The 18,580-nt window shown below is 71.6% G+C and carries 18 protein-coding genes; 10 read left to right on the top strand and 8 right to left on the bottom strand.

What is annotated here, in order from left to right; genetic code table 11:
- The first annotated feature begins 54 nt into the window (after positions 1-54).
- The 4 genes from AA23TX_RS07510 (at position 55) to AA23TX_RS07495 (ending at position 4,590) form a co-directional block, all read left to right on the top strand.
- Complete coding sequence (locus AA23TX_RS07510; protein ID WP_155541838.1) at positions 55-1,446, top strand: amino acid permease; 1,392 nt, start codon at positions 55-57, stop codon at positions 1,444-1,446.
- Positions 1,443-2,198 (top strand): carbon-nitrogen hydrolase family protein, encoded by a 756-nt coding sequence (locus tag AA23TX_RS07505; protein WP_155541837.1) that lies wholly within the window; start codon positions 1,443-1,445, stop codon positions 2,196-2,198. Before AA23TX_RS07510 ends, AA23TX_RS07505 begins: the two co-directional genes overlap by 4 nt.
- On the top strand, positions 2,195-3,886 hold the full coding sequence (locus tag AA23TX_RS07500; RefSeq protein WP_155541836.1) for a flavin monoamine oxidase family protein: 1,692 nt from the start codon (positions 2,195-2,197) through the stop codon (positions 3,884-3,886). The genes AA23TX_RS07505 and AA23TX_RS07500 overlap by 4 nt, the downstream gene beginning before the upstream one ends.
- A gap of 68 nt (positions 3,887-3,954) precedes the next feature.
- The gene (locus tag AA23TX_RS07495) at positions 3,955-4,590 is read left to right on the top strand and encodes a TetR/AcrR family transcriptional regulator (RefSeq protein WP_155541835.1); all 636 of its coding nucleotides are present in this window, start codon (positions 3,955-3,957) and stop codon (positions 4,588-4,590) included.
- Between the two features lie 97 nt (positions 4,591-4,687).
- On the opposite strand, the gene AA23TX_RS07490 is transcribed toward AA23TX_RS07495, so the two are convergent.
- Complete coding sequence (locus AA23TX_RS07490; protein ID WP_155541834.1) at positions 4,688-5,431, bottom strand: TetR/AcrR family transcriptional regulator; 744 nt, start codon at positions 5,429-5,431, stop codon at positions 4,688-4,690.
- Between the two features lie 67 nt (positions 5,432-5,498).
- On the opposite strand from AA23TX_RS07490, the gene AA23TX_RS07485 reads away from it, so the two are divergent.
- Positions 5,499-6,365: an alpha/beta fold hydrolase gene (locus AA23TX_RS07485; protein WP_155541833.1), complete on the top strand. Its 867-nt coding sequence runs from the start codon at positions 5,499-5,501 to the stop codon at positions 6,363-6,365.
- An 82-nt stretch (positions 6,366-6,447) separates the two neighbouring features.
- On the top strand, positions 6,448-6,870 hold the full coding sequence (locus AA23TX_RS07480; RefSeq protein ID WP_155541832.1) for a hypothetical protein: 423 nt from the start codon (positions 6,448-6,450) through the stop codon (positions 6,868-6,870).
- A 139-nt stretch (positions 6,871-7,009) separates the two neighbouring features.
- On the opposite strand, the gene AA23TX_RS07475 is transcribed toward AA23TX_RS07480, so the two are convergent.
- Positions 7,010-8,245, bottom strand: coding sequence for a PucR family transcriptional regulator (locus AA23TX_RS07475; protein ID WP_155541831.1), 1,236 nt, complete (start codon positions 8,243-8,245; stop codon positions 7,010-7,012).
- Between the two features lie 111 nt (positions 8,246-8,356).
- Here AA23TX_RS07475 and AA23TX_RS07470 point away from each other — a divergent pair, with 111 nt between their 5' ends.
- On the top strand, positions 8,357-9,199 hold the full coding sequence (locus tag AA23TX_RS07470) for an SGNH/GDSL hydrolase family protein (RefSeq protein ID WP_155544313.1): 843 nt from the start codon (positions 8,357-8,359) through the stop codon (positions 9,197-9,199).
- On the opposite strand, the gene AA23TX_RS07465 is transcribed toward AA23TX_RS07470, so the two are convergent.
- The 5 genes from AA23TX_RS07465 to AA23TX_RS07445 are packed head-to-tail and all read right to left on the bottom strand — an operon-like array spanning position 9,189 to position 15,048.
- Positions 9,189-9,707, bottom strand: coding sequence for a pyridoxamine 5'-phosphate oxidase family protein (locus tag AA23TX_RS07465; RefSeq protein ID WP_155541830.1), 519 nt, complete (start codon positions 9,705-9,707; stop codon positions 9,189-9,191). The two genes, AA23TX_RS07470 and AA23TX_RS07465, sit on opposite strands and share 11 nt — an antisense overlap.
- 2 nt (positions 9,708-9,709) lie before the next feature.
- Entirely contained in the window at positions 9,710-10,693 is a 984-nt protein-coding gene (locus AA23TX_RS07460; RefSeq protein WP_155541829.1) for an LLM class F420-dependent oxidoreductase, read from the bottom strand.
- Entirely contained in the window at positions 10,690-11,877 is a 1,188-nt protein-coding gene (locus tag AA23TX_RS07455) for an acetyl-CoA acetyltransferase (RefSeq protein ID WP_155541828.1), read from the bottom strand. Before AA23TX_RS07455 ends, AA23TX_RS07460 begins: the two co-directional genes overlap by 4 nt.
- Positions 11,878-11,881: 4 nt before the next feature.
- Positions 11,882-13,579 carry a class I adenylate-forming enzyme family protein gene (locus AA23TX_RS07450; protein ID WP_155541827.1) on the bottom strand — a complete coding sequence of 566 codons (1,698 nt, stop codon included), beginning with the start codon at positions 13,577-13,579 and terminating at the stop codon, positions 11,882-11,884.
- Positions 13,576-15,048: a carotenoid oxygenase family protein gene (locus AA23TX_RS07445; protein ID WP_155541826.1), complete on the bottom strand. Its 1,473-nt coding sequence runs from the start codon at positions 15,046-15,048 to the stop codon at positions 13,576-13,578. The genes AA23TX_RS07450 and AA23TX_RS07445 overlap by 4 nt, the downstream gene beginning before the upstream one ends.
- Positions 15,049-15,185: 137 nt before the next feature.
- Here AA23TX_RS07445 and AA23TX_RS07440 point away from each other — a divergent pair, with 137 nt between their 5' ends.
- Entirely contained in the window at positions 15,186-16,142 is a 957-nt protein-coding gene (locus AA23TX_RS07440; protein ID WP_155541825.1) for a winged helix-turn-helix transcriptional regulator, read from the top strand.
- 82 nt (positions 16,143-16,224) lie between these two features.
- The gene (locus tag AA23TX_RS07435; protein ID WP_004559232.1) at positions 16,225-16,410 is read left to right on the top strand and encodes a DUF5302 domain-containing protein; all 186 of its coding nucleotides are present in this window, start codon (positions 16,225-16,227) and stop codon (positions 16,408-16,410) included.
- 191 nt (positions 16,411-16,601) lie between these two features.
- On the opposite strand, the gene AA23TX_RS07430 is transcribed toward AA23TX_RS07435, so the two are convergent.
- On the bottom strand, positions 16,602-17,543 hold the full coding sequence (locus AA23TX_RS07430) for an MBL fold metallo-hydrolase (protein WP_155541824.1): 942 nt from the start codon (positions 17,541-17,543) through the stop codon (positions 16,602-16,604).
- 84 nt (positions 17,544-17,627) lie between these two features.
- Here AA23TX_RS07430 and AA23TX_RS07425 point away from each other — a divergent pair, with 84 nt between their 5' ends.
- Complete coding sequence (locus tag AA23TX_RS07425; RefSeq protein ID WP_155541823.1) at positions 17,628-18,575, top strand: LysR substrate-binding domain-containing protein; 948 nt, start codon at positions 17,628-17,630, stop codon at positions 18,573-18,575.
- Positions 18,576-18,580 lie beyond the last annotated feature (5 nt).

The raw sequence follows: 18,580 nt of genomic DNA, 5'->3' as shown, positions 1-18,580 counted from the left end.
ACGCGCAATGTTCTCCTGTTTTGTCCGCCGGAGACGGCCGATACCGTCGTCGGCATGACTTTGCGGGCCGCGACGGTGCGGCGGAAACCGGTCGCCGATCTGGTCGCCGAAAGTGATCATGGCACGTTGAAGCGATCGCTCGGGCTCGGGCAGCTGACGATGCTGAGCATCGGCGCGACGCTGGGCAGCGGGATCTTCGTCGTCCTCGGCGAAGCCGTCCCGGTGGCCGGGCCGGCCGTGGTCCTGTCGTTCGTGCTGGCCGGGGTCACCGCGCTCTTCTCCGCCCTCTCCTACGCCGAGCTGGCCGGCATGATCCCGCTGTCCGGTTCGTCGTACTCCTACGCCTACGCGACGCTCGGCGAACTGGTCGCCTGGGTCTGCGGCTGGTGCCTGGTCCTCGAATACGGCGTCTCGGTGGCATCGGTCGCCGTCGGCTGGGGGCAGTACCTCAACGAACTGCTGCGGCTCGCGTTCGGCTTCGCCATCCCGGACGCGCTCAGCCAGCCGCCCGGGTCCGGCGGGATCGTCAACGTTCCCGCGATCGTCGTCGTGGTCCTCGCGATGCTCCTGCTGCTTTCCGGCGCGAAGGAGAGCGCGCGGGCCAACGCCGTCATGGTCGCGGTGAAGATCGTGACCCTGGTGCTGTTCTGCGCGATCGCCTTCACCGCGGTCAAGGCGCGGAACTTCACGCCGTTCCTGCCGCTCGGGCTGGCCGGGATGAGTGCCGGCGCCGCGAAGCTGTTCTTCTCCTACATCGGGTTCGACGCCGCGTCGACCGCCGGCGAGGAGGCGAAGAACCCGCAGCGCGACCTGCCGCGCGCGATCCTGCTCTCGCTCGGGATCGTCACCGTGCTGTACTGCCTGGTCGCCGTGGCCGCCGTCGGCGCGCTGCCGTGGCAGGAGTTCGACGGCCAAGAGGCGGCGCTGTCGCACGTGCTGAGCGTCGTGTCGGGCAACCCGTTCTGGGCCGGCCTGCTCGCCGTCGGCGCGATCGTGGCCATCTCCAGCGTCGTGCTGACCGTCCTCTACGGACAGACGCGCATCCTGTTCGCGATGTCCCGCGACGGCCTGGTGCCTCCCGCGTTGTCCAAAGTGGATGAGAAGTCGGGCTCGCCGCGGATCAACACGCTGGTGGTCTCGGGCTTCGTCGCCGTGCTGGCCGCGTTCATCCCGCTCGGCAAGCTCGCCGACGCCACCAGCATCGGGACACTGTTCGCGTTCCTGCTGGTCAACATCGCCGTCCTGCTGCTGCGGCGGCGCCAGCCCGAGCGGCCACGCACGTTCCGCGTCCCGCTCTCGCCGGTGACGCCGCTCCTGGGCGTGCTGTGCTGCGGCTACATGATGTTCAGCCTCGACGGCGCCACCTGGGTCGTCTTCGGCGCCTGGATGGCGCTGGGCCTGCTGATCTACTTCGGGTACGGGATCCGGCGGTCGAGGCTCGCATGAGGGTCGCGATCCACCAAGGTCCGTTCGACGCGCTGCCGGACGCGGTCCGGGCGTCCGGCGCCGACCTCGTCGTCACGGCGGAGATGAGCACGACCGGCTACCACATCGGCGCCCGGACGCACGAACTCGCCGAACCGGCCGACGGCCCGACCGCGGCACGGATGTCCGCGCTGGCCAGGGAAACCGGCGTCGCGCTGGCGTACGGCTACCCGGAGGCGGACGCTGGGACCGTCCACAACAGCGTCCAGCTCGTCGACGCGGCCGGGCGGCGCCGGGCGAACTACCGCAAGACGCACCTGTTCGGCGACCTCGACAAGGCGTGGTTCACCCCGGGTGACGAGCCGGTCGTGCAGGCCGACGTCGCCGGGATCCGGGTCGGGCTGCTGATCTGCTACGACGTCGAGTTCCCCGAGCTGGTCCGGGCGCACGCGCTGGCCGGCACGGAACTGCTGGTCGTGCCGACGGCCTTGATGAGCCCGTACGAGCTGGTCGCCGACACGCTGGTGCCGGCGCGGGCCTACGAGAGCCAGCTGTTCGTTGCCTACGCCAACCGTTGTGACGTCGAACAGGAGCTGACCTACTGCGGACGCTCCTGCGTGGTCGCCCCGACCGGCGAGGTACTGGCCCGCGCCGGAGCGGGACCCGCGCTGATCACCGCTGAAGTCACCCGGGACGCGCTCGCCGCGTCCCGGCTGGAGAACACCCACCTGGCCGACCGGCGGCCCGAACTGTACCGAGGAACCACCGCATGACCTCCGCTGTCCCGACCGCGATCCATCACGACGAACCCGCGGGCCGCCCGATCACGATGTTCGGCCCCGACTTCCCGTTCGCCTACGACGACTACCTCGCCCACCCCGCCGGGCTGGGCTCGGTGCCCGCTCACCGGCACGGCACCGAGGTGGCGGTGATCGGCGGCGGCCTCTCCGGCATCGTCACCGCGTACGAGCTGATGAAGCTCGGCTTGCGGCCGGTGGTGTACGAGATCGCCGAAATCGGCGGACGGCTGCGCACCGTGCGGTTCCCCGGCTGCCCGGACGACGTCGTCGCCGAGATGGGCGCGATGCGCTTCCCGCCCGCGTCGACCGCGTTGTTCCACTACATCGACAAGGTCGGGCTCGAGACGGCGCCGTTCCCGAACCCGCTGGCCCCGGAGACGCCGAGCACGGTCGTCGACCTCAAGGGACAGAGCCACTACGCGCGGACGCCGGCCGAGCTGCCCGCGGTGTTCGCCGACGTCGCCGCCGCGTGGGACCGGACCCTGGCCGAGCACGCGTCGTTCGCCGAGATGCAGACGGCGATCCGCGACCGCGACGCGAAGACGATCAAGCGGCTGTGGAACGAGCTCGTCCCGAAGCTGGACAACCAGACGTTCTACGGGTTCCTGTGCGACTCCCCCGCGTTCGCCTCCTTCCGCCACCGCGAGATCTTCGGGCAGGTCGGCTTCGGCACCGGTGGCTGGGACACCGACTTCCCCAACTCCATCCTCGAAATCCTGCGCGTGGTCTACACCGGAGCCGACGACGAGCACCGCAGCATCGTCGGCGGCAGCCGCCAGCTCCCGCTGCGGCTGTGGGAGCACGCGCCGTCGGACGTCGCTTTCTGGCCCGCCGGAACGTCGCTGGCTTCGCTGCACGAGGGCGGACCGCGTCCGGGCGTCACGCGGCTGCACCGCACGGCGCCGAACAACATCACGGTGACCGACGCGTCCGGGCACATCCGGACGTACCCGGCGGCGGTGTTCACCGCGCAGAGCTGGATGCTGCTGTCCAAGATCGAATGCGACGAAGCGCTGTTCCCGATCGACCACTGGACGGCGATCGAGCGCACGCACTACATGGAGTCGTCGAAGGTGTTCGTCCCCGTCGACCGCCCGTTCTGGCTCGACCCCGACCCGGCGACCGGCCGCGACACGATGAGCATGACGCTGACCGACCGGATGCCGCGCGGCACGTACCTGCTGGGGTCCACTCCCGACTCGCCCGCGGTGATCTGCCTGTCGTACACGTGGGCCGACGACTCGCTGAAGTGGCTGCCGCTGTCGGTGACCGAGCGCGTCGAAGTGATGCTGCAATCGTTGCGCGAGATCTACCCGGGCGTCGACGTCCGGCGGCACATCATCGGCGACCCGGTGACGGTCTCGTGGGAGGCGGAGCCGCACTTCATGGGCGCGTTCAAGGCGAACCTGCCCGGGCACTACCGCTACCAGCACCGGCTGTTCACGCATTTCATGCAGGACGTCTTGGCGGAGCGTCACCGAGGCTTGTTCCTGGCGGGTGACGACGTCTCGTGGACGGCGGGCTGGGCGGAGGGCGCGGTGCAGACGGCGCTGAACGCGGTTTGGGGCGTGCTGCACCACTTCGGTGGTGAGACGGACCCCGCGAACCCGGGTCCCGGGGACTGTTTCGAGGACCTCGCGCCGATCACGCTCCCGGACTGAGCGTGACCCGATCGTGGTACCCGGCAGACTGAGCTGCCCTGCTCAGCGGGCCATGCGACGATGGGACCATGAACACCGAGCCGGCGCCGAGATGGCGAAGACTGGAACCGGACGAACGGAAGGAACAGATCTTCGCTTGCGCGGCGCGGCTGTTCGGTGAACGTCCCTACTCCGAAGTGTCCACTTCGGACATCGCCGCGGCGGCCGGTGTCGCGCGGGGGTTGATCAACCACTACTTCGGCACCAAACGCGAGCTGTACCTGGAAATCATCCGCCGCGCGCTGACCGTGCCGCGCCTCGCTGTCGAAATCCTGCCGGAGGGGCCGCTCGATCTGCGGGCCGACGTCGCCATCGAGTGGTTCCTCGACATGGTCACCAGCCAGGAACGGATGTGGCTGGCCGCGATCGCGCCGGAGGGCATCGGGCGCGATCTCGAGGTCGAGCGCATTCTCGAAGAGGCCGACCGCGAGTCCGCCGATCGCGTGCTCGAAGCCGTCGGGCTGTCCAGCGAAAGCGAACACGGCCCCGAACTGAACGCGCTCGTGCGCGCGTTCGGCGGGATGGTGAAGTCCGCCGGCCGGGAATGGCTCGTGCGCGGGTCGCTGACCCGCGCCCAGGTGCACCTGCTGCTGTCCAAGTCGCTCGTCACGCTGGTCGGCGAGATCTTCCCGGCGATCCAGGCGGAACCGGGCGATCCCGCGTAGACCGAAGCCCCCGGCGCCACGAGGGGGAGGAGGGCGCCAGGGGCTCCGGGTCAGCGGACGAACCGCCGACGCACGCTCACGGTACGCCGGAGCGCTGTCAAGTCGCTGTCAACCCTTCGCCGCCCGATTCGCGAAGTTCTTCCAGCCGGTGGGCGAGCCCGTCGAGACAGCGCCGGACCGCGTAGTCGTACACCTGGGCGTAGTATCCGGCGGCGAGGTCGGGATCGCCCATCAGGTCGTGCATCGCGGCACCCAGCTCGGCCATCCCCGGCAGGTCCGCCCGCTCGCGGTAGGTGGCGTACTCCTCGGTGTTGTCGATCCGGATCGCGAGCGCGCCGTCGCGGTCGTCCTCCATCGCGACGAACTGGCACGCGGTCATCAGCAGCAGGTTGTAGGCCATCGGGCTCTCGCGGCCGAAGCCGGCCTTCAGCAAAACCCCGATGCCGGCGTCGATGCTGCGCGTGGCCGCCTTGACGGACGGGCCGAACAGCGCGAGCCGTCTCGCACAGCCCGGGTAGGACCGCAGGACCGCGCGCAGGCTCGCCAGCAGCTCGGTGAACCAGTCCTGCCACGGCAGTTCCGGGTCGGGCAGCTCCAGCAGGCCGACCACCCGGTCGACGACGGCGTTCACCACCGCGTCCCGGTCACCGACGTGGTGGTAGATCACCGCCGGATAGGCCTCGACCGCGCGGGCGAGCTCCCGCAGCGTCCAGTTGTCGAGGCCGCGTTCGCCGGTCAGCGTCGTCGCCGCGGTGATGATCCGGTCGGCCGTGAGCGCCGGCAGTCCCGCCGCGGCTCGCGACCGGGGGCGCTGTCCGGTACCCGAGGATGAGGTCGGCATGGGGCGTAACGGTAACCGCACGGGTGGGACCGGTGCCAGCGCCGCACGGGTACGGCAGGATCGGGACATGGCACGCGCACAGGCCGGCGATATCGAGCTCGAGTACGACACCTTCGGCGATCCGGACGGTCCGCCGCTGGTCCTGGTGATGGGCCTCGGTGCCCAGATGATCACCTGGGAGGACGGGTTCTGCGAGCTGCTCGCCGGCCGCGGGTTCTTCGTCGTGCGCTACGACAACCGGGACGTCGGGCTCTCCACCTGGCTCGACGAGCTGCCCGCGCCGGACCTCGCCGCGCTGGCCGCCGGCGACCTGACGACGGCGCCGTACCGCCTTTCGGACCTGGCCGACGACGCGATCGGGCTGTTCGACGCGCTCGGCATCGTACGCGCGCACGTCGTCGGCGCGTCGATGGGCGGGATGATCGTGCAGCAGCTGGCCATCGACCACCCGGACCGGTTGCTGTCGGTCACGTCGATCATGTCGACCACCGGGGACCCGTCGGTCGGGCGGGCCGAGCCGTGGGCGCTGGCGCTGCTGGCCCGGCCACCGGCGTCGACCCGCGAGCAGGCGCTGGCCGACAGCGTCGACGGCTACCGGCGGCTCGGCTCCCCCGGCTACCCGGACGACGAGGCGTTCCTGCTGGCCAAGGCGACGCTGCACTACGACCGCGCCCGCCACCCGGTGGGCACGCTGCGCCACGCGGCGGCGGTGCTGGCGTCCGGTGATCGGACGTCGGGCCTGCGGTCCGTGCGGCTGCCGGCCCTGGTCGTGCACGGCGACGCCGACCCGCTGATCGACGTCAGCGGCGGCAAGGCGACGGCGGAGGCGATCCCGGGCGCGGAACTGCTGGTGATCCCGGGCATGGGCCACAACCTGCCGCGCGCGGTGTGGCCGGTGGTCGTCGACGCGATCGGCCGCGTGACGGGTCAATAACGCGTCAAGATCCCGGGGCCGGGGCGTAGGGAATGTGTCCTGGCTCATGCTCCTGGCGCTCTCGCGGCGTTTCCTGGACGGCATGAGTGGTGGCTTCGGGTTCCCGTTCGGCTGTGTGTCTGCGGTGGGCGCGGTGCTGGTGGCGGAGCTGTGCGGGGCGACGGGTCATCCGTGGTACGCGCTGGTCACGCTGGGCGCGGTGGTGCTGCTGACCGCGTTCTGGAGTTCGGTTGCCGCCGCGATCGGGGTCGCGGCGGTGGCGTGGGCGCTGGACTCGGGGTTCGTGCTCGGCCGGGCCGGCGAACTCACCTTTTCCGCGCCCGCCGGTCTCGCCGCCCTGGCCTTCGCCGCGCTCGTCGCCTTCGGCTCCTTCGCGCGGCTCGCGTCCCGCTCTTCCGCGCCCCGCATCCCGGCCCCGCGCGACCCCGTGTCGACGCCCCAATCACGCGAGATCGCTGTTCAATCACGCGAGTTCCGCCTTCAATCACGCGAGTCCCGCGCCTGATCAAGCGAACCGACCGTCCAGGTACGCGGACTCGCGTGATTGGGCGCGTCATTCGCGTGATTGGAGGGGCATCTCGCGTGATTGGAGGGGCAACACGTGTGATTGGAGGGGCAACACGTGTGATTGGGGGGTCGACGCGTCAGCGCGGGAGTGAGGCTCGGCGGGCCGCCAGGGCCGCGATGATGCGCGGGAGGCCGGCCGGGTGGAGCGGGTCGATGTCCGTCAGGTCGCGGACGCGGCGCAGGCGGTAGTCGACCGTGTTGGGGTGGACGTGCAAGCGGGCCGCCGTGCGGCGGCGGTTCGTGTCCAGCTCCAGGTACGTCGAGAGCGTCTCGACCAGCTCCGGGTGCGCGTCCAGCGGCGCGAGCACCGCCGCGAGCCGGTCGCGGGCCTCGCCCGGACGGGTCAGCTGGTACTCCACCAGGACGTCGTCGAGGCGGTACAGCCCCGGCGGGCGGCCGAACCACCGCAGCACGTCCAGCACCTCGCCGGTCCGCCCGGCCACCTCGCGGACCTCCGACGGCGCCGCCGTGTCGGCCGCGGCCAGGACGTCCACGCCCGCCGCGCGCCCGGCCGTGCCCAGCAGGGAACCCCACTCCGGGACCGCCGACAGCCGCCCGGCCAGCGGCAGCAGCACCAGCCCGCCCGGGCCGTCCAAGGAGGCGAGCACGCCATCACCGCAGGAATGTTCGAACGCCGCCAGGAACCGCCGCAGCTTCCGGCGGATCGCGATGTCGGCGTCGATGCCCGGGGTGGCCTCGTCGGCGTGCGGGCCGAGCTCGACGCTCAGGACCAGGTACCGCGCCGGCAGCGCGATGCCGGCGCTGCGGGCGACGGCATCGACGGGACCGCCGTCGGCCAGCACCGATAGCAGCGTCCGGCGGGCGGTGTGCTCCTGCCCGATCTTCGTGCGCAGCTCCTCCAGGTAGCCGCGCGTGACGGCGCCGGTGACGGTGCCGACGAACGCGAGCGTCCGGTCCGCGACCTCCAGCAGATCGGCGACGTCCGCACTGCCCGCGTCGGCCGAGCCGACGGCGAAGATCTCTCGCGTGCCGACGTGGTACGCGGCCAGCACCGCCTCCAGTGGGAAGCCCTCTTCGGCCCGGCGCACCGCGGACGCGCCGATCTGCCGCAGCTCGGCGGCGTTGAGGTCGCGGTCCTCGCGCAGGCACCGGGCGAAGGCCCGCACGGTCTGCTGGGTGATCCGCGCGATGTCGCCGGCCAGCTCCTCGACGGGGAGCCGCCGGTAGTCCGCGACCTCGGCTTGGATCCGCGCCAGCACCCGGGCGACCAGGTCGGGCTCCTCCCGCGTGAGCCGCTCGTGGACGCGCTGCCCGCCGAGGGTCAGGTCGCCACCCGGCTTGTGCTCCGTCACAACCGATCCCCTCGTTCTCTGCCCGGATTCCCAATCAATCCGGGCACCCTCGGTGCCGATGGTGTCACGGAGACCAACCATCGGCACAACGTCAAGGAGGACGGCGTGCGAGTGAGGACAACGGCGTTCATCACGATCTTGGTCGCGGCTCTGGCGACGACCGCGGGCACGGCCGAAGCGAGCGTCGCCGGCGAGTACGTGGCGCTCGGCGACTCGGCCGCGGCCGGCCCGCTGATCCTGCCCCCGGACCTCTCGTCCCCGGGCTGCCTCCGGTCGCTCGCGGACTACCCGCACGTCGCCGCGAAGCAGCTCGGCGTCCCGCTCGTGGACGTCACGTGCTCCGGGGCGACGACCGCGGACATGTACGCACCGCAGTCGACGGAGACCGGCGCGGTCCCGCCGCAGCTGGACGCGCTCGGCGCGACCACGAAGACGGTCACGCTGACCATCGGCGGCAACGACGTCGGCCTGGTCGGCGCGGCGACCAGCTGCATCAACCTGCTGCCCGGCATCAACCCGGACTGCGTCGACCGCTACACCGCCGGTGGCCACGACCAGCTGGCCGAGAAGATCGCCGCGTTCGAGCCGACGTGGGGAGCGCTGCTGGACGCGATCCACGCGAAGGCGCCGAACGCTGCCGTGTTCGTGGCCGGTTACGGCACTTACCTGCCGCGCAACGGGTGCTGGCCGATCGCGCCACTGACTCCCCGCGACGCGAACTACATCCAGGGCAGCGTCGACAAGACGAACGCCGCCCTGGCCCGGCAGGCCGCGGGGCACAACGCGCGGTACGTGGACGTCCGCACGGCCTCGATCGGGCACGACGTCTGCAAGCTGCCGGGAGTCAAGTGGTTCGAGAGCGTGATCCCGACCTCGGTCGCGGCGCCGCTGCACCCGAACGCCACCGGTATGCGCCACATCGGGGCGCTGGTGGCCGCGGCGATCAGCGGCTGAAGTCCCAGCGGCTCGCGCCGTGCGGCTCGGCACCGGCGACGCCGATCGCCCGGGTGAGCCGGAGCCGGTACAGGAACCACGGCGCGGGTCCGGCGCTCGGCGCCATGAACGGCGCGGTGAACCCGCCGCTTTCCACCGTCGCGGGCCAGCCGCCCTCGCGGTAGACGGCGGCGACCCGGTCGAGGGTGGCGGGATCGGCGACGTGCTCGGCCTCGCCCTCCAAGGTGAGGTCGAGTCCGTTCAGGCGTACCGAGACGCTGCACGCCGGGTTCGCCGCGAGGTTGCGGGCCCGGCGCGTGCCGGGCCCGCTCACGAAGTACAGCGCGTCGTCGACCCAGATCGCGCCGACACCGGCGGCGTGCGGCCGGCCGTCGGGACGGACGGTCCCGACGAAGAAGGTCAGGTTCTCCTTCGGGGTCTGGGTCGCGAGGAGGTCGCGCGCCCGGCTCCACGGCAGTGCCGGAAGCCCGTTCCGGTCGAGGTTCTTGGTCTTCGTCGGCTCGTTCATGCCTACGCGTCGAACGGGACGACCGCGGATCGACACGCGGCGAGAGTTTTCGCGCCGCCGGGGTCGTCGTCGCCGGTGGCGGGCACGATCGCCAGCTCGTCGATCCCGGCTTCCGCGTACTCCCGCGCCTTCGCGGCGACGTCCTCGCGCGAACCCAGCAGACCCACCGTCGCGATCGCCTCGACCGGCACCGCGGCCAGCAGCTCACGCGGGTGCGGACGGGTGCGCGCGAAGTCCACAAGGCCTCCGAACCCGGCCTCGCGGAACATTTCGCCGTATCCGGGCGCCGCCAGGTACCCGACGACACCTCGGCGCAGCTGCTCGATCTCCGCCGGACCCGGATCCACCGCGCCGACCACCCACGCAGCGACCGCCGGCGGCGCGACCTCCGCCCGCGCGGCCGCGTCCCGCAGCCCCCGCACCAGAGAAGCCGCGGCGGCGGGACTGACCAGGTTGACCACCATCCGGTCGGCGTGGCGCGCGGCGACGTCGAGGGCGCGCGGCCCGAACGCGGCGATCGTCACCGGCGACTTCGGGGCGGCCAGCCGCAACCGGTAGCCCCGGGAGCCCACCACCGAGCCGTCCACAGTGGACTTCTCGCCGGAGAGCAGCTGCCGCACGGCGATCGCCGACTCCTCCAGCGCCGTGGCGGCGCGGGCCCGGGACCGCCCGTGCCAGCCGCGCACCACGACGTCGCTGGACGTGCCGAGCGCGACGCCGGTCGGACGTCCGGTCAGCGCGGCGACCGACGCGACGCCCATCGCGATCGTCGCCGGATCCCGGACCGTCACCGCCAGCGGTCCGAACGTCAGCGACAGCGAAGACGTCGCCGCGCCGATCGCGGTCCCCAAAGCGAACGCGTCCCACGTCGCCATCTCGCCGATCCACAGCTCCCGGTAACCCGCGGCCTCGGCGGCGCGCGCGGTTTCCAGCGCCTCCTCCGGCGGGCGGTCCTGCCAGAGCCCCAGCGACACCGAAAGCCTCATGCGGTGACCACCATCGTGACGACCGTGGTGAAGGAGCCGCCGACGTTGAGCGTCAACGCCGTGCGCGCGCCCTCCACCTGCGTCTCGCCCGCCGTCCCGGTCACCTGCCGGGCGACGTCGTGCAGCATCCGGACGCCGGTCGCGCCGACCGGGTGGCCGAGCCCGAGGAGGCCGCCGCCGGGGTTGATCCCGGCTGTGTCGAGGCCGCCGTCGGCGATGAACTCGCCGCCGTCGCCGGGCGGTGCGGCGCCGAGGTGCTCCAGCGCGACGAGCCCGGTGATCGTGAAGCAGTCGTGCAGCTCGACGACGTCGAGAGCGTCCGGCCCGGCCACGCCCGCGCGCTCGTACGCGTCGACCACCGCGCCGCGCAGGTGCGGGAAGAGGTACTCGCCGTCGGACGCGAGCTTCTCCGCGAGGCCGATGTGGGAGGTGCGGTGCCCGAAGCCCGCGATGCGCGGGAAGCCGCCGCCGAGCCGCTGCGCGAACGCGGGCGAAGCCAGCAGGACCGCCGCGGCACCGTCGGTGATCCGGCCGCAGTCCTGCTTGCGCAGGCGGCCTTCGATCAGCGGGTTCAGCTCGTCGTCGGGTCCGAACGCCCCGGCCGGGAACCGCCAGTCGCGGGCCTGGGCGAGGGGATTCCTGGCCGCGCGGTCGAAAGCGTGCGACGCGAACTGCCCGAGGTGCTCGGGGTCGAGTCCGTACCTCTCGTCGTACGCGGAAGCGACGTCGGCGAAGAGCGCGGGCCACGGGAACTTCGCGGCGACGGCTTCGTGCCCGGCCCACGCGGCGGAGCCGAGGTGCTCGGCGGCCCGCTGCCCGTCGACGTTGCGCATCAGCTCGACCCCGACGACCAGCGCCAGGTCGTAGCGACCCGCTTCGATGTCCGCGCACGCGGCGAGGACCGCGGTGCTGCCGGACGCGCACGCGGCTTCGTGCCGGGTCGACGGCACCCCGTCCAGCTCCGGCACCGCCGCGACGAGCAGCCCGCCGAGCTGGGCCTGGCCGGTGAACAGCTCCGCGGCGAGGTTGCCGACGTGCGCGACCTCGACGTCCTCGGCCGAAACCCCGGCGTCCGCGAGGGCGGCGGGCACGACCTCGGCGAACAGCTCGAGGATCCCGCGCCCCTCCTTCGCGTAGTTGCGCGCGAAGTCGGTCTGCGCCCCGCCCAGCACGAACACGGTCATGGCCTCACTCCAGACTTTCCCGCAGCTGCCGCTTCAGGATCTTCCCCACGGGGTTCCGGGGCAAGGCGTCGGCGTACTCGAGCCGTTCCGGCAGCTTGAACGCAGCCACCTTCTTCTCGCGCAGGTACGCGACCAGCTCGTCGAGCGACGGCTTCCGCGCGCCCGGCACGACGACCGCGCACACCCGCTCGCCCATGACCTCGTCGACCACGCCGACCACGCCGACGTCGGCGACGTCCGGGTGCCCGGCCAGCAGGCCCTCGACCTCGGCGGGCGAGATGTTCATGCCGCCGCGGATGACCAGGTCCTTCATCCGGTCGACGTACTTCAGGAACTCCCCGCGTTCGCCGGCGATCTCGAAGACGTCACCGGTGCGGAAGTGCCCGTCCTCGTCGAACGACGAAGTGTCCAGGGGTTCCCCCATCGACGTCAGGTAGCCGGCGAACACCGTCGGCCCGGCGATGTGCAGCTCGCCGGGGCGCCCCGGTTCGGTCACGTGCTCGCCGGTGACCGGGTCGTGCAGCCGCACCGACGTCCAGCCGGCGACGGGCGTCGACCAGGTGACCGCGGAGGCGTAGTTCGGGAAGTAGCTCGCGCGCTGGTCCGGGTCCGGGATGTCGGCCGGGCCGGACAGCAGCGCGGTGCCTTCGTTGGAGCCGAAGAAGTTGATGATGTCGATGCCGTACCGCTCGGCCCAGGTGCGCACGAGCCACGGCGAGAGCGGCGCCGAGCCGGACCCGATCTTCCGCAGGGCGGAGATGTCCACTCCGGACAGGATCTTTTCGTTGTGCAGCAGCATGGTCAGCAACGCCGGTGGCGCGAGCGTGTACGTCACGCGTTCGGCCGCCAGCTGCCCCAGGAACACCGGCAGGTCGAACGGGTGGTGCGGGACGAACACCGCGCCGGTCAGCAGCCACGGCAGGAACATCCCGCCGATGCCGGCCATGTTCGTCATGGGGAACGGCGAGAGCAGGACGTCGGCGCGGGTCATCCCCGCGGCCTGGGCGCAGCCGCCCGCCGTGGCGAGCCAGTCACCGTGGCAGCGCGGGACCGCCTTCGGCTCGGCTTCGGTGCCGGACGTCCAGCAGATCGTCACGCAGTCATTGACGTCGGTGTCGAGTTCGGACAGATAGGCGTCCAGAGTGGTTCGCTCCGCAGTGGACAGTGGATCTTCGGGCCAGGCCAGGGCGCCGGCCGGTTCGTCGTCCCCCCGGGCGACGACGAACCGGACCGACGGCGCCGAAGCGCCGGATAGCCCAAGGGCCGCCCCGGCGAGCTCGTGCTCGCCGTATCTGGATGCGGTCACCACCGCGACAGCCCCGGTGCGCCGGCACATCGGACCCATCTCGTGCTCCCGGTAGGACACCGGGAACGGGGTGACCACGGCACCGATCCGGACGATCGCGAGGAACGCCTGCACCAGGGCCGAGCAGTTCGGCAGCTGCACGGCCACGACGTCACCTGCTCGCACCCCTCTGGCGAGCAGGAACGCGGCCAGGACGTCGACGCGTTCGTCGAGCCGGTTCCAGGTCCACCGCACCGGGTCGCGTCCGACCAGTGCGGTGGTGTTCGGTGGATCGACCAGCGCGAGACCCTCCGGGTCGGCACTGACCCGCTCCTTCACGAGCCGGTCGATCGTCTCCGCACTCCACCATCCCCGCGCCCGGAAGTCCCGGGCGCGACCCTCTCGATGGCTTTTCATGAACGGAGGTTTTCCAGCTGGTCCGCCCGGACCCAGGTCGCGTGAAAACCGAGCGGGACCCGCTGGGGCAACAGGACCCTGGCCACGGGTCCGGCAGCGAGATCGGCGGCGTCGAAGATGTCCAGTTCCGAGCGTCCCTCACGCTCGTCCTGCACGAACGTCACCAGGTAACCGTCCGCCGAATCGACGGATGCGCCATCGCGGGGTGCGAAGGGCGCCTCACTGCCCCACCGACCGGGACCGAACCGGTATTCGGTCTTGGAGCCGGCAAGATTGTCGTAGCGCACGAGCCCGTCGAACTTCAGCGTCGACTCGGGCGAGATGTGCACCGCGTAGGAGAACCGGTTCGCACGACCGACGCCTCGGGAGTCGACGGTCGGGAACTCGGTGTTGGCGTCGTCGAGGGGCGCCTCGTGGCACGCGCCGGTCCGCAGGTTGAAGCGGTAACGGTGGAGCTGGGCGTCGAGCCGCAGGTAGGAGAGCATCTTCGCGAGCGGCGTGTGCGCGTCCGGCCGGGGAGCCGGCTTCTGCACGCGGCAGACGTCGAGGATGACTTCGTCGCCCTCTTCCCAGGCGTTGACGACGTGGTAGATGTAGCACGGGCTCGCTTCGAACCACTTGATCTGGCTACCGTCTCCGTAGCGTGGCATTACGCCGAAGCGGCTCGGCATCGAGCGGTCGAAGTGCAGCTTGTGGCGGCCCTGCTTCGCCGCCTGCAGGTCCTGGACCAGCGGCAGGTCCATCAGCACCGCGTAGCGATCGGTGATGGCCATGTCGTGCGGCAGGCGCGGGCCCGGCAGCTCGATCTCGGTGGTGGTGACGACCCGGCCGTCCGCGCTGATGACGCCGTAGCGCAGGTAGGGCGGGCGCGGGCCGTAGTCGAACCAGAACAGCTCGCCCGTGGCCTCGTCGACCTTGGGGTGGGCCATCATGTCGCCGACCAGCGTGCCGAGGAAGTCTTCGGCGCCGAGCGTCTCGAGCGAGAGCGGGTCGACGCTGTACGGCGAGCCGCACAGGTACCAGGTCGCGAGGACGCGGCCGCGGTGGAAGATGACGTCGGTGTTGGCGTTGTCCTTGAGCCCGAGGCCGTGGTGGTTGCCGAACGGGTTGTCCGCCGGGTTCTCCATGACGCCGGTCCAGAGGCCCTTGCCGGCCGCGGACTCGGCCTCGAAGGCCTTCGTGCGGACCCAGCGGTTGCGGTAGCGCGCCTTGCCGTTCTCCAGGTGGACGGCGTGGATCATGCCGTCGCCGTCGAACCAGTGGTAGCGGCCTTCCGGGGCGAACCGCGGGTTGGGGCCGTTGCGCAGGTAGACGCCGTTGAGGTCCGTCGGGATTTCGCCGATGACCTGCAGGTCTTCCGCGTCGATCTCTTCTCCGACGGGGGCGTACACGCCGAGCAGGTAGGGGTTGGCCTCGCCGGTGTCCGCCGTCCGGGCCACCATCAGCGGCTGTTCGGAGGTGCTGGTCATCGGGCTTCTCCCTGGCTGTCGGGCTCACCGCGCTGGCTGATGGGGATGAGACTATGATTTGTGTAGTCAGGTGTCAATAGGCTTCTTTAGGTGTAGTCAGGTGCTACTCTGAGGCCGCTAGTAACAAGGGGGATGGTTTGGTCGAGGCGACTGCACAGCGCGTCCGGCCGGCGGGGGATCCGCTCCGCCGGGCGCTCGAGCTGGTCGGCGACCAGTGGACGTTGCTGATCCTGCAGAGCCTGTTCCTGCGCTTCCGGCGGTACGAAGAGCTGCGGCTGCGGCTGGGCATCTCGCCGACGGCGTTGTCCGGGCGCCTGCGGGACATGGTGGACGCGGGCATGCTCACGCGCGTGCCGTACCGCGACGCGCGCCGCACGCGGCACGAGTACCGGCTCACCGAGCGCGGCCTGGAGCTGTGGCCGCTGCTGATCTCGATCTGGGCGTGGGAGCGCGAGTGGGTCGAAGGCCGCCGGGAGGTGCTGCCGACGCTGATCCACCTCGACTGCGAGCTGGCTACATCAGCGCCCCTCGGGTGCGGGGCGTGCGGGCGTCGCGTCGACGCGCGGGACGTGCGGGCGTCGCGGCTGGACAGCACCGGTGTCGCGGCCGCGACGGCGTCCAAGCGCTTCCGCCGCAAGGACGCGGAGTCCCTGGCCAACGACCCGATGATGTTCTTCCCCGACACGATGGAGCTGCTGGGCGACCGCTGGTCGACCGGGCTCCTGGTGTCGGCGCTGCTCGGCTGCCGGCACTTCTCGGAGTTCGAGCGCGAGCTGGGGATCGGGCCGAGCGTGCTGTCGGCCCGGCTGAGCAAGCTGGTGGAGGTCGGCGTCCTGCGCACGGGCACGGCGGCCACGCGCACGGACGCGCGCGACTACCGGATGACGGCGAAGGGGCTGGCGTTCTTCCCGGCGCTGGCGTTCATCGCGGAGTGGTCGCGCGGCTTCGAGGTGGCGGGCCAGGAGCCGGACATCACGCTCCACCACGTCGAATGCGGCAACCGGCTGCGGCCGATCCTGCTGTGCGACCACTGCGGCCGCCCGCTGACCCGCAAGTCGGTGCAGTTCGGCGGGGTGCCGTCCCCCAAACGCTGATGACGTGACGTAATCGACTCGCCAAGTGGTTTGTCTGATGCCAGGCTGGAGCGGTCACACGTCGTCAGTTCCGGAGGTAAGCATGAGTGAACCGAATCCGTCGCCCAGCGGCGAGGAGGACGACGTCAAGCGCAAGTTCCGGGAAGCGCTGGAGCGCAAGCAGGCCCACGCCCGCTCGGGCGCGTCCCACGAGAACGGCGGCGGCAAGAACCAGCACGCCCACGGGCCCGCGGCCAACAAGCGGACTTTCCGCCGCAAGAGCGGCTGAGATCTGTTGTCGGCGAAGGCCCCCACTGCTCGCGGTGGGGGCCTTCGGCGTTCCGGGGGCCGGACAGCTCCCCCGCCCTTCCCTTGGGGGGCGTCCCCGGTCCCAGTCTATCGGCGGTCAACGACGAAACCGCCCGGCGAGCCGCCGGGCGGTTTCGTTGTCCACAACGCAGTGGGGCTGTGGACAAGCCGCTATGGCACAAATGAACCCAGGTGGTCCAGCACCACGAACTCGCTCCCCGGCGAAGCCGCCGCCACCACCTTCCGCAGTACCTCCAACCCCCCGTTGGGGTCCTGGGCCTGGCCCAGCGGCAGATCGAAGTCGTCCCAGTGGGTCGCTGCCACCATCCGCGGGTTGCCCAGCGTGCGCAGCAGCCTCGGCACGTACTGCGTCACCTTCGCTCCGCCCACCGGCAGGAGCACCACGTCCGGGCGCAAACCGGCCAGCTCGGACTCGACGTAGTTCGAGCCGCCGAAGTTCACCACGCTCGCTCCGCCGCCGGTGACGCAGTACGCCAGCGTGCCGCCTTCGAGCAGGTCCGAGATCACCCGGGGACGGTCCCGGCGGGACAGCGGCCGCGAGCCCGGGAACGGCACCTGGGCTCGCGCGCCCACCGCCGAGTGCAAGGACCGCAAGATCCGGATCGAGTAGCCGTCGAACGTCAGGTCCTCGCCGCCGGACGCGATCGCCAGCTGGTCCTCCGGTGCGCCCAGCGCCGCCATGAGACTCAAATGGGTCTCGGTGCCGATCACCGTCGCTCCCGTGCGTTGGGCCAGGTAGGGAACGTCGGTGAGGTGGTCGTAGTGGCCGTGGGTCACCAAGATGTGGTCGGCGTGGAGGAAGCCGCGGTCCAGGTAGCCGTCGATCAGCTCCTTGTTCACCGACAGCGGCGTGCGCGGGTCGGCGCCCGCGGGGGTGTACGTGCCCGTCTTGAACCTCGTCAACCACGGGTCGATGAGGATCGTCTTCGTCCCGACGCGGATCTCCCAGCCGTTGTTCCCCCACCACCGCAGCGTCATCTGCGACGTCCCCCGTGGCGCCGCCGACGCCGAAGCCGCCGGCACCCCGGCGAGGATCGTGGCCGCCGCCGCGCCCGCGCCGAACAGCCCGCGTCTGCTGAATCCTTCGCTCATGACGGGCACTCGACCACGAGCACGGCCGCGCTGTCCAAGATCGAGACGTCGGCATGTCGATATGCGGACGGGTATCGTCGCAGCGTGGACCACCTCCGCTCGCTGCGCTACTTCCTCGTCGTCGCCGAGGAACTGCACTTCGGCCACGCCGCCGACCGGCTCGGCATCGCCCAGCCGCCGTTGAGCCAGCGCGTGAAACGGCTCGAAGCCGAGCTGGGCGCGAAGCTGTTCGACCGCGGCCGCCGCGTCACGCTCACCGAGGCCGGCGAAGTGCTCCGCGCCGAAGCCCGTGACCTCCTGAGCCGCTGGGACCGCATGACGGCGCTCGTCGCGAAAGCCGACCGCGGCGAGATGGACGCCCTGCGCGCGGGCGTGCCGCCGGAGCTGCCGGGACGGGTGCTCGCCGCGATCCTCACGGAGTTCGCGGCGCAGCACCCCGCCGTCCGGCTCGACCTGCAGGAGCTGACCACCGCCGAGCAGACCCGGCTGCTCGCCGACCGGTCGCTGGACGCCGGGCTCCTCCAGCTGCCGGTCGACGTCGTCGGGCTCGACCTCGGGCCCGCGATCGACACGCCGCTCGGCGTGCTCCTCCCCCGCGACTCGCCGCTGGCCCGCCACGCCGTCCTGACCTTGGCCGACCTCGCGGGCGAAGGCCTGGTGCACGCCCCGCGCGCGGCGGCGCCCGGCAGCTACGACGCCCTGCTGCGCACCTGCTGGGAGCACGGCTTCCGGCCGGCGGCCGTCCGGCACGCGCGCAACCCGGAGTTCGCGCTCGGCCTGGTCCTGGCCGGCCACGGCGTCGCGTTCGAGCCCGCGGCCCGCAAGGAACCGCGGGTGGTCTGGCGGCCGCTCGACGGCGAGGTCCTGCGCGCGCGGATGGCGTTCGCCTGGCCGTCGTCGAGCCCGCACCCGCAGGCGGCGAAGCTGGCGGAGATCGCGGCGGGCGTGCTGCGGGACGACGGCGTCTCGCGGCTGGTGCCGCCGGACCCGGGCGGCGCGCGGCCGTGGGACGTGTTCTACGAGCGCAGCTGAGGTGG

The organism is Amycolatopsis camponoti, from assembly GCF_902497555.1.
Taxonomy (GTDB): Bacteria; Actinomycetota; Actinomycetes; order Mycobacteriales; family Pseudonocardiaceae; genus Amycolatopsis; species Amycolatopsis camponoti.
Note: the sequence above shows the minus strand (reverse complement) of the source record. Positions and strands in the feature narration are given on the sequence as shown.

Coding starts and splice junctions, on each gene's coding strand:
- AA23TX_RS07500 (WP_155541836.1), top strand. CDS start 2,195: ATGACCTCCGCTGTCCCGACCGCGATCCATCACGACGAACCCGCGGGC.
- AA23TX_RS07455 (WP_155541828.1), bottom strand. CDS start 11,877: ATGACCGTGTTCGTGCTGGGCGGGGCGCAGACCGACTTCGCGCGCAAC.
- AA23TX_RS07450 (WP_155541827.1), bottom strand. CDS start 13,579: ATGAAAAGCCATCGAGAGGGTCGCGCCCGGGACTTCCGGGCGCGGGGA.
- AA23TX_RS07465 (WP_155541830.1), bottom strand. CDS start 9,707: ATGAACGAGCCGACGAAGACCAAGAACCTCGACCGGAACGGGCTTCCG.
- AA23TX_RS07480 (WP_155541832.1), top strand. CDS start 6,448: ATGAGTGGTGGCTTCGGGTTCCCGTTCGGCTGTGTGTCTGCGGTGGGC.
- AA23TX_RS07485 (WP_155541833.1), top strand. CDS start 5,499: ATGGCACGCGCACAGGCCGGCGATATCGAGCTCGAGTACGACACCTTC.
- AA23TX_RS07460 (WP_155541829.1), bottom strand. CDS start 10,693: ATGAGGCTTTCGGTGTCGCTGGGGCTCTGGCAGGACCGCCCGCCGGAG.
- AA23TX_RS07505 (WP_155541837.1), top strand. CDS start 1,443: ATGAGGGTCGCGATCCACCAAGGTCCGTTCGACGCGCTGCCGGACGCG.
- AA23TX_RS07510 (WP_155541838.1), top strand. CDS start 55: ATGACTTTGCGGGCCGCGACGGTGCGGCGGAAACCGGTCGCCGATCTG.
- AA23TX_RS07435 (WP_004559232.1), top strand. CDS start 16,225: ATGAGTGAACCGAATCCGTCGCCCAGCGGCGAGGAGGACGACGTCAAG.
- AA23TX_RS07445 (WP_155541826.1), bottom strand. CDS start 15,048: ATGACCAGCACCTCCGAACAGCCGCTGATGGTGGCCCGGACGGCGGAC.
- AA23TX_RS07430 (WP_155541824.1), bottom strand. CDS start 17,543: ATGAGCGAAGGATTCAGCAGACGCGGGCTGTTCGGCGCGGGCGCGGCG.
- AA23TX_RS07490 (WP_155541834.1), bottom strand. CDS start 5,431: ATGCCGACCTCATCCTCGGGTACCGGACAGCGCCCCCGGTCGCGAGCC.
- AA23TX_RS07495 (WP_155541835.1), top strand. CDS start 3,955: ATGAACACCGAGCCGGCGCCGAGATGGCGAAGACTGGAACCGGACGAA.